This window comes from Streptomyces sp. CNT360 (genome assembly GCF_000424785.1).
In genome coordinates, this window is record NZ_AUKO01000013.1 from 242,578 (window position 1) to 255,401 (window position 12,824).

A 12,824-nucleotide genomic window follows, 5' to 3' on the forward strand; every position below is an offset into this window, starting at 1 on the left:
TACTTGGTGACCGAACAGCAGAAGTTTTCGCGGGGGTGCGACTGCCAGGCTCGCAGGTATGAAGAAGAACATTCACCCGGTGTCCCCGCCGGGGCCCGGCCTGTCGCAGACGCCCGGGCGCCCCGCCCGACACCCGCACACCGTGATGCTCACCCTCGCTCTGTTCCTGACCGGCTTCGGACTGCGCAGCGCGGTGGCCAGCGTCGGCGCCGTGCTCGGCGACATCCAGGACGCGCTGTCCGCCGGCACTACCGGCATCAGTTTCCTCACGACGCTGCCCGTGCTGTGCTTCGCCGCCGCCGGGATCGCCGTGCCGGTCCTGGCCCGCAAACTGGGACTGCACCGGTCGCTGCTCATCGCCCTGGCGGTGTCGGTGATCGGCCTGCTGTCGCGGGCGGTGACGTCGAGCTTCGCCGTCTTCCTCGTGCTGTCGACGCTGGCGCTCGCCGGCGCCGCAGTGGCCAACGTACTGCTGCCGTCGCTGGTGAAGACGCACTTCCCCGACCGTGTCGGCCCCAAGACGTCCGTCTACGTCGTCGCCCTGAGCCTGGGCACTATGGCCTCGGCCGGACTGACGGAGCCGATCGCGAGCTTCTTCTCCACCTGGCGCTGGGGCCTGGCGGCCTGGGCTGTGCTGCCGGTGGTGGCCGCGATCCCGTGGATCCTGGCCCGACCGCAGCGCACCGCCACCGCCGCGGCGGCCGCCCCGAAGGCATCCGGTACCCGCCCGGCGCTGCGTGACCTGATCAAGAGCAGGACCGTGCTGGCCCTCACCCTCTTCTTCGCATCGCTGTCCGCCCTGGCCTACATCGCCTTCGGCTGGTTCGCCCTATACCTGAGCGACCTCGGGATCGCCAGCCACGTCGCCGGCACGATGGTCGCCGTCCTCGCCGGAGTCAGCATGCCGGTCTCGGTGATCATCGCCCGCATCAATCCGCGCCACTACCGGCTGGTCGTCATCGTCCTCGGGTGCTGCTTCACCGCGTCCCTGGCCGGACTGGCGCTGGCGCCGACGTCCGGGACCTGGCTGTGGATGATCCTGTTCGGGATCGGCAACGGACTGTTCTCGCTGAGCCTGGCTTTCATCGGGATGCGCGCCCGGACACCGGAGACCACCGCGGCCACCTCCGGGGTGGTGCAGGGCATCGGCTACCTGTTCGCCGGTGCCGGCCCCATCCTGTTCGGCCTGCTCAACGCGTGGACCGGGGGATGGACTGGCTCCCTGGTACTCCTCTTCGTCCTGGTCGGCCTCACCGTCGTGAGCGGCATCGCCGCCTCACGCCCCCGGTTCATCGACGACGACCTGCCCACGGCGCCCGAGCCGGCAGCACAGCACGGCGTAGCCGGCACCTCCTGACAAGCGCCGGCCCCGCGCGGGACACAGTGCCCCCCGGCACACCGGGGTAACACGCCGCCCCGCACGCCGGGACGCACCCCCGTAACGGACCGTTGACCTAGAACGACCACGCGTCGGACGGCAACGTCCGGCCGCAGCACAGCTCGGAGAGATACACCATGGCCTGGGACAGGTTCGTAGGCACCTTCCTCAGCAAGGCAGAGCTCACCAAGGGCATCTTCCGGGTCGAGTTCGCCATCACGGCAGACCGCCCCGGCTACGGCTACGCGCCCGCCACACCCGGCGATGAGTCGGTCGGCCTGTACTTCGCCGAGGAAGGCCACCTGCTCGACACCCGCCCCTCTCACGCGCCCCACGCGCACGGCGGCTGGGAGGTGATCGAGGACAACCGCAGCATGGGCCGGCGCAACTTCACCGTCCGCTCCTTCGACCCCGACACACGCGTCATGGCGATCGATGTCGCCCGGCACGGAGCCGGGCCCGCGATCGAGTGGTTCGACGCCGCGCAGCCGGGGTGGCGGCTGCTGATGGCCGGACCGCGCTGCTGGCACCGCCCGCCCGGGGCGGCGACGGACCACTACTACCTGCTCGCCGACCTAGCTGGGCTGCCGGCGCTGGCCCGCATCCTCGCGGCGACCGCGCCGCACATCCGCGTGACAGCGCTGGCCGAGGTACTGGACCCCAGCGATCTCGAGTACCTGCCGGACCACCCCCGCCTGGAACTTCTTCCGCTCGTCGGCTCGGGCAACGGGGTGGCCGACAGCCGCCTGCTGGACGGCCTCGCCGCGCTGCCGCCCCCTGCCCCGGCGTCCTACCAGTGGGTGGCCGCCGAAGCCGGGCAGGTGCGCGCCGTGAAGAAGTATTTGCGCACCTGCGGCCTCGACAAGAACAACTGCGTAGCCCTCGGCTACTGGAACGCCACCGAGCACTAGCCACCCGCCCGCGAGGGGCTGGCGATCACGGGTGCCGCGACACGCGGCAGCGCCGGTCAGCCGGGGATCAGCTGGGCGGGGCGGCGGCCGCGCGGTCCGCCGCGCGCATCGTGGTCCGGTAGGCGCCGGGGGTCTGTCCCGCGGTGCGGGTGAAGGCGTTGACGAACGCGCTGGTGGTGGCCCAGCCGCAGTCCTGGCCCGCCTCGGTGACGGTGGCCCCCTCGGCGAGTTTGATCATGGCGTGGAAGACGCGGACGGTGGTGCGCCACTGGGGGTAGGTCATGCCGAACTCGGTGCGGAACAGACGCGTGAGGGTGCGCTCGCTGGCGCCGCAGTGCCGGGCCAGCCAGGTCACCGTCCGCGGCTGGGTCAGATCGTCCTCGGCCAGCGCGCAGGCCTGGGCGAGCCGGGCATCCTGCGGGGCGGGCAGGACGAGCGGCTGGATGTGGGAGCGGCGCAGCCGGTCGCGGATGACGGCCTGGATGCGGCCGGCCTCCTCCAGGGGCAGGCCGGGCTCGCTGCAGGCGATGAGGAGTTCCCGCAAGAACGGGCCGACAAAGACCATGGTGGGTACGTCACCGGGCAGTGGCGGGTCGTCGGTGGCGAAGCCGAAGGTGTGGACGCGGCTGGAGCCGTACACCCGGTGCTGGTGCCAGGTGCCGGCGGGCACCCACATGGCGCGGGCGCTGGAGATCACCCAGGCCGCCTCCTGGGTGCGGACCGCGAAGACACCGGAGCTGACGTAGATCAGCTGGTGGAAGAGGTGCCGGTGCCGTTCGATGGTGTGGCCAGCGGGGTGGTGGTCCCACGTGCTGCTGGCTTCCGCCGGAACCGGGTGGCTGTTTGAAGACATCTGCTCGCACTTTACCGGGAACCGCCACCCGCTGCCGCGCGGTGCTCGGGGCGCATCCGGCCACCGTCCGCGCGTGGCGGGCGTAGCCGGTGGCGGTTTTTCGACACCGGACGGCCAGTTTAGGGAAGCCTAACCTTAATGCTGGTTGGCAGGGTGTGCTCATGAGCAAAGCAACACCCACGCGCCCGGCCGACATACGGGACCACTCCGGTCCCGCGCCGCACCGCGTGGCCAGGAAGGTCTTCGGTGCGGCCATGGACACCCGCCCGCTGGCCGTGCCCGCCTACCGCCGTTTGCTGGCGGGACAGGGCCTGTCCTACATCGGGACCGCGATCACGACCGTCGCGGTGCCGCTGGAGGTGTACCACCTCACGCGCTCCTCCCTCTACGTCGGTCTGACCGGCCTGGTGGGCCTGGTCCCGCTGGTGATCTTCGGCCTGTACGGCGGTGCCGTCGCCGACCGCGTCGACCGGCGCCGCCTGTACCTCGCCGCGTCCGCCATGACCTGGCTGGTCACGGTCGGCCTGTTCGCGCAGGCCCTGCTGGAGACGGGCTCCGTGGGGCTGCTGCTGGTGCTCGTCGCCGCGCAGAGCGCGGCGTTCGCGGTGTCCTCCGCGGCGCGCGGGGCCATCATCCCGCGGGTGGTGCCCGGCGAACTCGTCTCGGCTGCCAACACCCTCAGTCAGACCGCCGGAAACCTGGGCCAGGTCGCGGGCCCGCTCATCGCCGGTGCGCTGGTGGCGCTGCCGCACGGCTACGCCGTCTGCTACGGCCTGGACGCGCTGCTGTTCGCCGCCCTGCTCTACGCCGCCGTCCGGCTTCCCCCGATCACAGTGCAGCAAGACATCTCCACGAGCAGCGGGGTGCGCATGGTGTGGGAGGGGCTGCGCTTCATCGCCTCCCATCCGGTGCTGTGGATGTCCTTCGCCCTGGACATCGCGGCGATGGTGCTGGCCATGCCGACCGCCTTGTTCCCCGAGGCCGCCGCCACCCGCTTCCACGGCGGGGCCGGCCTGCTCTACTCCGCCATCGCCATCGGGGCCATCGCCGCCGCCGTCTTCAGCGGCTGGATCGGCAAGGTCCGCCGCCAGGGCGTGGCGCTGACCGGTGCGGTGGCCGTATGGGCGCTCGCCGTCGCCGCGGCCGGCCTGACCCGCACCCTGTGGATCGCGGTCGCTCTGCTGATGTGTGCCGGCGCCGCCGATCTGGTCAGCGCCGTCTACCGGCAGACCATGCTGCAGACCTACGCCCCCGATGAGATGCGCGGCCGGATGCAGGGCGTGTTCACCGTGGTCGTCGCGGGCGGCCCGCGCCTGGGAGATCTGCGGGCCGGCGCCATGGCCTCTGGCGCCGGCCTGACCCTCGCCTGGTCCGGCGCGGCCCTGGCGTGCCTCGTCCTGGTCGTCGCCGCCGCCCTCACCGTGCGCGCGTTCTGGAACTACACCACCCCCGCCCCGCCCTGCACCGGCGCCCTCCAGCCCGCCACCGACTAGCACCCCACCTCACCCGCCGGTGCCTCAACCTCAAGCGCCCCGGGGTCTTTCCGCCTGCCCAACGCCGCCGTGACACGGGGCCTTCGAGTACACGAGGCAGTCCTCCATGACACACGACCACCCAGCACCGCATCGCCGAGCCGGCACCGCGATGCACGCCGAGCACATGCGCGTGTCCTACGACCGGCGCAAGGTGTTGCACCAGGCCGCTCTGACCCTGTGGCCGGGGAAGGTCACCGCGCTGGTCGGCCCCAACGGCAGCGGCAAGTCCACCCTGCTGCGGGCCCTGGCCCGCCTGGAGCCCGTACACGCAGGGGCCCGCATCACCCTCACCCCGGCACACGGCCGGCCCGCCGACGCCCTCGCCCTGCCCCCGCGCGCCTTCGCCCGGCAGGTGGCTTTGATGCCGCAGATGCGGCCCGTCCCCTCCGGCCTGGACGTGCGCAGCGTCGTCGAGCTCGGACGCCATCCCTACCGGGGACCCTTGGGCGGGCGCGATGCGCAGGCGGCCCACGCCGTGCAGCGGGCCCTGGAACTCACCGGTATCGCCGACCTCGCCGACCGGGCCGCCGACCAGCTCTCCGGTGGCCAGCTGCAACGCGTATGGCTGGCCTCCTGCCTGGCGCAGGACACCGACGTGCTCCTGCTGGACGAACCCACCACCTATCTCGACCTGCGCTACCAGGTCCAACTCCTGGACTGCGTCCGGGAGCTGGCCGACGAGCACAACATCAGCGTCGGCGTCGTCCTGCACGACCTGGACCAGGCGGCCGCCGTCGCCGACGAGATCGCGCTGCTGTGCGACGGCCGCCTGCGCGCCACCGGCCCCCCGCACACCGTGCTGACCTCCCAGCAGCTGACCGAGGTCTACGGCATCCGCATCGAAACCTCCACCGACCCGCTCACCGGCCGCCTGCGTACCCGCGCCGTCGGCCGCCACCACCTGCGCCACGAAAGGGCCGACACCACCCGATGAACAAGATCCTCACCCTGGGCGCGGCCGCCCTCGCCTCGGCCCTGCTGCTGTCCGGCTGCGGCACCACCCAGCCCACCACCGACGCCGCCGGCCGGCAGGGCAGCAAGGTCACGCTGACCGACGCCACCGGGCACCGCATCACCCTCGACCACCCCGCAACCAAGGTCATCGCCACCGAGTGGATGCCGGTCGAGGACCTGGTGACGCTCGGCATCAACCCCGTGGGCATCTCCGACATCAAGGGCTACACCCGGTGGAACCACTCCGCGCCGCTGCGGACCAAGCCCGCCGACATCGGCACCCGCGGCGAGCCGAGCATGGACACCATCGCCCGCCTGTCTCCCGACCTCATCGTCGCCACCCAGACCCTGTCCAGCGCGGCCGTCAAGCAGATGCGCGCCATCGCCCCGGTCCTGGTGCTCCAGGACGGCGATCGCAGCGACCAGGTCGGCCGCATGATGACCAACCTCGACCAGCTGGCGAAGGCCACCGGAACCGCTGAGCAGGCGACCAAGGCGAAGAAGGACTTCCACGCCAAGGTCGCCAAAAGCCGCCAGGCCATCGCCGACGCCGGCCTGCAGGGCACCAAGGTGGCCAACGCCGACGGCTACAAGACCTCCAACCAGATCAGCATCCGCGCCTTCACCAGCGGCTCCCAGGTCGGCGCCATGAACGAGCTGATCGGGCTCAAGAGCGCCTGGGCGCTGAAGCCGAAGGAGAACAGCGGACTGGTCACCACCGACGTCGAGGCCCTCACCCGGCTCGGCGACGTCCCCTTCCTCTACATCCCCTGGGCGGGCAAGGAAAACGACCTGTTCAAGCAGCAGATGACCCACAACGCGCTGTGGAAGTCCATGCCCTTCGTCAAGCACGACAAGGTGCACCGACTGGACGACACCATCTGGCAGTTCGGTGGCCCCCGCTCGATGGGCCGCTACGCCCAGGCGGTCGCCCAGGCACTGACCGCATGAGCGTGCAGACGGCCAAGCGGGCCGAGGCCCCTGCGGCCGCCTCCGCCCCGGCCCGCTCTCGCCTCCGTGCGGCCCCGGCCCCGGTCCTTGTCACCACCCTGACCGGTGTGGTCGCCGCGCTGGCCGTCATCAACATGTGCCAGGGCACCGCCGACGTCGGCGCCGCCCAGGTGTGGGACGCCCTCACCGGTGACACCGGCCGCACCGTCACCTCCGTCGTCTTCAACTCCCGCCTGCCCAGGGCGCTGGCCGGGATCCTGGTCGGCTTCTGCCTCGGCGCGGCCGGCGCGGCCCTGCAGCGGGTCAGCCGCAACGTCCTGGTCTCCCCGGACACCCTGGCCGTCTCCAACGGCGCCTACCTGGCGGTCGCGCTCACCACGATCACCGGCCTGTCGCTGCCGTTCATCGCCTCCACGGCCGTGGGCCTGGCCGGCGGCCTCGCCGCCGCCGTCCTCGTCCTCGCCCTCGCCGGACGCCGCGCATCACCGGTACGGCTGGTCCTGGCCGGCAGCGCGCTCGCGATGGGCCTGGGATCGGTCATCTACGCGCTGCTGCTCTTCTACCCCAAACAGGCCCAGGGCCTGTACCAGTGGGGGCAGGGCAGCATCAGCCAGGACGGCTTCCCCGGGCTGAGCCAGACGCTGCCGCTGGCCCTGATCGGCCTGATCGGTCTCATCGCGCTGGCGCACCGGCTCGATGCCCTGGCGCTGGGGGACGACGCGGCCAGAGCGGTCGGTGTCCCCGTCACCAGCACCCGCATCCTGGTGGTGGCACTGGCCTGCCTGCTGGCCGCGGTCTCCGTCACCCTGGCCGGACCCATCGGCTTCGTAGGGCTGGGCGCCCCGGCCGTGGTCCGGTTCCTGGCCCGCACCAGTACGTCGCTGGTCAAGGCCCGGCTGGGCATCCCCGTGGCCGGGCTGACCGGCGCGGCTCTCGTGCTCGGCTCGGATGTGGCACTGCGCGCCCTGCTGCCCGCCGACACCGCCGTCACCGTGCCCACCGGCACCATCACCAGCCTGATCGGCGGCGCCGCGCTGATTGCCGTGGCGCTGTCGCGGCGCAACACCCTGCGCTCGACCACCAGCACCGAACGGCTGCGCCTGGTCAGCCGCCGCAGGTTCGCCGTGATCACCGCGGGCACCCTGGCCGCCCTCGTGGCCATCACCGCGGCGGCCGTCCTGCTGGGCGACGCCACCCTGCTGGGCGGCGACGTCGTCAACTTCGCCCGCCACCAGGCCCCGTCGGGCATCACGTTCATCCTGAACACCCGCATCCCGCGGGTGCTGGCAGCCCTGCTGGCCGGGGCGGCGCTGGCGCTGTCCGGCACCCTGGTGCAGGCCGCCACCCGCAACCCGCTCGCCGAACCCGGTGTCCTGGGCATCTCCGGCGGCGCGTCCCTGGGAGCCGTCTCCCTCCTGACGGTCCTGCCCGCGGCCGGCGGATGGGCGCTGTCCGGCGCCGCCTTCGCCGGGGCGGTGGCCGCCGCCCTCCTGGTCTTCGGCCTCACCGCGCGCAGCGGCTTCGCCGAGAACCGGCTGGTCCTGGTCGGCATGGGTACCAGCACCGTGACCGGGGCGCTGGTGGGTCTGGTCATCACGCTGACCGACCCGGCCAACGCGGTCAAGGCGCTGACCTGGCTGTCGGGGTCGACCTACGGCCGCACCCTGGCCGACACCCTGCCCGTCGCGGTCATGCTCGGTGTCGGGGCGGTGTTCGCGCTGTGCGTTCACTCCTCGATCGACCTGATCGCGCTCGACCAGGACACCCCCCGCTTGCTGGGCGTGCGCCTGACGCGTCAGCGCCTGGCCCTGCTGGCGGTGGCAGCGCTGCTGAGCGCGGTCGCCGTCGCCGCGGCCGGCACCATCGTCTTCGTCGGGCTCGTCGCACCGCACGCGGCACGCGCCCTGGTCGGGCGCCGGCACCTGCGGGTCATCCCGACCGCGATCCTGCTGGGGGCCTGCCTGGTCGCCCTGGCCGACCTGGTCGGACGCTGGGTCATCGCCCCCGGTCAGCTCGGTGCGGGCATCACCACCGCCTTGATCGGCGCCCCCTACTTCCTCTATCTGCTCATCCGGAGCAGGACCTGACGGCGTGAGAGGAGCGCCGGGCACCGCGGCCGCGATACGGCAGGGCCGTGCCGCCCGCCCGGCAGCCCGCGGTACGGCAGCCTGCGGGGCGTCGGCTCACTGCGGGCGGCCGGGCTGTGTCGGCGCTGCCAAGACCAGGGGAGCGAGGTGGGCGCGGGCCAGTTGCTGGGCGCGCCCGCTGTTGCGTTCCTGGATGGCCTCGACGATGGCCGCGTGCTGGTCGACGAAGGCGCCGAAGTCCTCCGGCGCGGTCGTCTCGCGTACCGAGCGCTCCGCCCCGTCGTGGATGGCCTGGTAAAAGTGGGCCAGGATGGTGTTGCCGGCCGCCTGCACGATCGTGCGGTGGAACCGGGTGGACAGCTGGGTCAGCTCCTCGCCGTCCTGGCGGGCCAGCGCCGCCCGCGAGGCCGCGATGATCTCCTCCAGCACGGCGATGTCGCCGGGTGCGGCTCGCACGGCCGCCAGTGCGGTGGCCTCGCTCTCGATGGCCAGCCGGACCTCCAGCACCGTGGTCAGGTCCTCGCCGCCGACGTAGCGGGTCAGCACGGCGTCGAGTTCGGTGGTGGCGCGCACGAAGGTGCCGCTGCCCTGGACGGTCTCCAGCACCCCGACGTGCACCAGCGCCTGGACGGCCTGCCGGAAGGTGATCCTGCTGACGCCGTACTCGGTGGACAGCTCCGCCTCCGTGGGCAGTTTCGCGCCCACCGGCCACCGGCCGGCCTGGATGTTGCGCTGCAAGATGTCGATCAGCTGGCCGACCAGGGCCGAGCGCTTGGGCGCCTCGCTGGCGTGCGTCATGTGCGTCTGTCCTTCGCGTCGCATCCGCGTGTCGTTGTGAGGCGGATCTGTCGTTCCCCACCGGATTGGGTTGCCCTTTAGTCTACTCGCGCTGCACAATAGGGTTGCTCTTTTACTCTTTAGCTCTTAGGAGGAGGTTCCGTGGTAGCCACGACGTCACTGTTCAAGCGCAACGCCATCGCGGGGTGCCTCATCGCAATGACCGCGATCGGCGCCCTGACGGCGGCCTACGGGCCGTCCATCCCCGCATTCAAGGACCAGCACGGCATCAACGACACCGCCGCCGGCGCCGGGCTGGCCATGCAGTCCATCGGCGCGGTCGTCGGCATCCTGCTCAGCCAGCCCCTCATGCGCCGCCGCGGCAACCGGACCGCCCTGGCCGCCTCGATGGGCCTGGTCGCCGCCGGCGCGGTGATCGTCGCCGCCGCACCCACCTGGCCCCTGATCCTGGCGGGCGCCGTCATCACCGGTGTGGGACTGGGCGGCTGCGACGTCCTGATCACGCAACTGCTCATCGTCGGCACCGGCGCCCGCGGCCCGGCCCTGGTCAACATCGCGCACGCCTGCTTCGGCCTGGGCACAGCCGCCGCCCCCGCGCTGATCGCCGCGGTCGGGGCCGCCCAGTACCGCATCGTCTTCGCCGTGATCGCCGTGATGGGCCTGATCGGCGCGGCCACCCTCAAGGGCGTGGCTCCCTCGCCGGGCCCGCACGAGCTGGTCCCCAAGGCCGGGCAGCACACCCACCACAGCCCGCGCCGCCGGGGCCTCGGCGTGGCCGTCGCCTTCGGCTTCCTCGCCCTGTACGTCACGCACTTCGGCGCCCAGTCCGGAATCGGCAACTGGGAACCCACCGTCCTGGCCGACCAAGGCTTCACCGCATCCGGCGCCGCGCTGGCCACGTCCGGCTTCTGGCTGGCCATGGTCGCCGGCCGGTTCGTCGCGGCCGCCCTGCACCGGCGCGTCGGCCTGGCCCCCCTCGTGGTGGCCAGCTGCATCGGCATGACCGGCGCGTCCGCCCTCGCCCTGCACGGCTCGATGACCGCCTGGGCCTACCTGCTGACCGGCTTCTTCATCGGCCCCATCTTCCCCAACGGCCTGACCTGGATGGCGACCACCGGCCACGCCCACGGCAACCGGTTCGCCTACGTCATCGCCGCCTCCATGATCGGCATGGCCCTGGCCCCCGTCGTTCTGGGGGCCGTCATCGGCGCCCACGGCACCACCGCCCTGGCTCCGGCCATCCTCGCCATTGCCGCGCTCACGCTCGCCTCGAGCGCACTGGTGGCCGCGCTCACCCGCACGCGCCGCCCCCGCCCCGGCCACGAGATCACACCCGAGCAGGATCTGGCCGCCGACGCCTCCCGCGCCCGCGAGCACAGCCCGCACTGACCCCAGCCGCACGCGCACGATCCGCAGGCCGGCACCACGACACCGGAAAGGAGCAACTGCCCCGATGCGACCAGCGATGCTAAGCCGCCGCCTCCGGGCTGCGCTCCGGCCCGGCCTGCGCCTCGCGCGCCTCGCGCGCGGCGGCCCGGTAGAAGCCGGGCGCCGTGTCACCGCACAGCGAGCAGATGGCACGGTCCTCATTGGCGGGGTCGCGGTCCATCTCGTAGGCGACGTAACTCTGCGCGCAGCGTGCGCACTTGATGCGGGCCGCCCACGCGTCCTCGACCTCCTCACGCAGGTCGCCCGGGCGGACCAGGACGGCCCTGCCCACCGGCTGCCACCGATCCAGCAGCGCGTACAGGGCGGCGGCGAGGGGGAGGACGATGATGATCGCCCAGGTGGCACCGAAGTCTCCGGCGAAGGCCAGCAGCAGGACGCCGACCGCGGCCGAGCACAGCCACGACGTGAGGCCGGCGGGGTTGAGCAGCGTGAGGCGGCCGGGCCGGAACTCATCCGCCGCCGCCGACGACGGCGCGGTGCGCGAGCGCACGATGTGCACGCACGCGATGGCCACCCACGCGGCCACGAACACGGTCTGGTAGTTGAGCGCGGTCAGCAGGAAACCGATCACGTCCGCCAGCATCAGGACGTAGACCAGCACGCCCGCGACCGCCGCCCAGACATAGCGCGGCCTGAACCAGCGCAGCGCACGGCTGCCGAACGCCTGCAGATTCAGCGACGCCACATAGAAGTTGGTCGTATTGATCCGGCTCTGGGTGACCCACACGAGCAGCACCCCGGCGAACCCCATCAGCGAGATCAGCGCGAAGACCGCCGAGGTCTCCGAGAACGCCCCGCGGATGTCGATCGTCTGCGCCAGGAACAGCCCGGCCAGGCCGTTGAGCACGAACGTGACCAGCCAGAACGGCAGGCCGAAGGTGACCCGCGCGTGATACGTCGCGTGCTGCGTACGGGACATCCGGGCGAAGTCCCACAGATACATGATGAAGACGAGCTGGCTGAGGTAGCCGCTGAAGGACAGCACCCAGCCCGGCCCCACAGTGGTGACCGGGCGGGCGGGCATGTAGGAGATCCAGGCGGAGTCGTAACCGAACTCGGCGACGGCCCACACCACGGCGGCCACGATGCCGACGACGTAGACCGGCAGCAGCCAGGCGTTGAACTTGTCCAGCCACACCCTTACGCCGCCGAAGGCGAGCGCGACCGCGACGGCGACCGCGAGCAAGTACCAGACCGGCAGCGGCAGCGTGCCGACGTACTCGTGGAACGCGATCGAGATGATCGACGTCTCGAACGCGCAGTAGTACAGGGCGGTCACCGCCACCAGCAGGCTGACCAGCGCGCCACCCCAGTAACCCATCAGCCGGCGGCTGAACATCGCCAGACTCGTCCCGGTCCGGGCCGCGTAGGGCACCACGATGGCGGCCGCGACGGAGATGACGACCGCCGCCAGCACCATGCCGATCAGGGTGTCGCGCACCCCGACCGCAAGCGCCAGGGTCTGCGGGAAGACCAGCCAGAACATGGCGCTGAACACCGACAGCCACGCCATGGACAGCGAGCCGCGCGAGCTGCGCCAGCTGCGGGGCACCACATGCCCCGAGAAATCGTCGGTGGCGGCAGCCTTCAGCACCGCCGGGTCATCGTGGAAGGAGACCTCGAAAGAGGGGTTGCTCATGTGTGTCCTCGCTGGGTTCCAAAACCTCAACCGGATGCGCTCGAAGCAGGAAGGAGCGCCGAACTGGGCGGGTGCCGTACGCCCGAGAGCCGCGGCGGCCGCGGGGCCGCCGGGAGGCCGCCCACTGGCGAACCTATTTAGACCAGTGAGGACCATTGGTTGTTGGGGCGAGACGGTACACCGGCCCCCCGGGCCTGTCGACCATCCGGTGAGGAAAAGCCCGCGCGGCACCGCCGCCCTGCTTGCGCGGCCCGGCGGCCGGGCCGGAC

10 protein-coding genes are annotated in these 12,824 nt (G+C 71.9%); 7 read left to right on the plus strand and 3 right to left on the minus strand.

Going from position 1 to position 12,824, the window contains the following annotated elements:
• Positions 1-58 precede the first annotated feature (58 nt).
• Positions 59-1,357 carry an MFS transporter gene (locus H297_RS36590; protein WP_051351867.1) on the plus strand — a complete coding sequence of 433 codons (1,299 nt, stop codon included), beginning with the start codon at positions 59-61 and terminating at the stop codon, positions 1,355-1,357.
• Positions 1,358-1,515: 158 nt separating this feature from the next.
• Positions 1,516-2,289: a siderophore-interacting protein gene (locus tag H297_RS36595; RefSeq protein ID WP_051351868.1), complete on the plus strand. Its 774-nt coding sequence runs from the start codon at positions 1,516-1,518 to the stop codon at positions 2,287-2,289.
• Between the two features lie 67 nt (positions 2,290-2,356).
• Here the strand turns inward: H297_RS36595 and H297_RS0115700 are convergent, their stop codons facing one another.
• Entirely contained in the window at positions 2,357-3,142 is a 786-nt protein-coding gene (locus H297_RS0115700; RefSeq protein WP_027737831.1) for a helix-turn-helix transcriptional regulator, read from the minus strand.
• A gap of 161 nt (positions 3,143-3,303) precedes the next feature.
• Between H297_RS0115700 and H297_RS36600 the strand changes: the two genes are divergently transcribed.
• The 4 genes from H297_RS36600 to H297_RS0115720 all read left to right on the plus strand — a co-directional run bounded on the left by H297_RS36600 (position 3,304) and on the right by H297_RS0115720 (position 8,669).
• Positions 3,304-4,635 carry an MFS transporter gene (locus H297_RS36600; protein ID WP_078514134.1) on the plus strand — a complete coding sequence of 444 codons (1,332 nt, stop codon included), beginning with the start codon at positions 3,304-3,306 and terminating at the stop codon, positions 4,633-4,635.
• A 166-nt stretch (positions 4,636-4,801) separates the two neighbouring features.
• Positions 4,802-5,611, plus strand: coding sequence for an ABC transporter ATP-binding protein (locus H297_RS0115710; protein WP_106959639.1), 810 nt, complete (start codon positions 4,802-4,804; stop codon positions 5,609-5,611).
• Positions 5,608-6,582, plus strand: a complete 975-nt coding sequence (locus H297_RS0115715; RefSeq protein ID WP_027737833.1) for an ABC transporter substrate-binding protein — start codon at positions 5,608-5,610, stop codon at positions 6,580-6,582. Before H297_RS0115710 ends, H297_RS0115715 begins: the two co-directional genes overlap by 4 nt.
• Complete coding sequence (locus H297_RS0115720) at positions 6,579-8,669, plus strand: iron ABC transporter permease (RefSeq protein WP_027737834.1); 2,091 nt, start codon at positions 6,579-6,581, stop codon at positions 8,667-8,669. The genes H297_RS0115715 and H297_RS0115720 overlap by 4 nt, the downstream gene beginning before the upstream one ends.
• Positions 8,670-8,765: 96 nt before the next feature.
• On the opposite strand, the gene H297_RS36605 is transcribed toward H297_RS0115720, so the two are convergent.
• A complete protein-coding gene (locus H297_RS36605; protein WP_051351869.1) occupies positions 8,766-9,467 on the minus strand; it encodes a FadR/GntR family transcriptional regulator in 702 nt (233 codons plus the stop codon).
• Between the two features lie 141 nt (positions 9,468-9,608).
• On the opposite strand from H297_RS36605, the gene H297_RS36610 reads away from it, so the two are divergent.
• Positions 9,609-10,856: an MFS transporter gene (locus H297_RS36610; protein ID WP_064744829.1), complete on the plus strand. Its 1,248-nt coding sequence runs from the start codon at positions 9,609-9,611 to the stop codon at positions 10,854-10,856.
• A gap of 79 nt (positions 10,857-10,935) precedes the next feature.
• On the opposite strand, the gene H297_RS0115735 is transcribed toward H297_RS36610, so the two are convergent.
• Positions 10,936-12,555, minus strand: coding sequence for a purine-cytosine permease family protein (locus H297_RS0115735; protein WP_027737835.1), 1,620 nt, complete (start codon positions 12,553-12,555; stop codon positions 10,936-10,938).
• Positions 12,556-12,824: the final 269 nt, after the last annotated feature.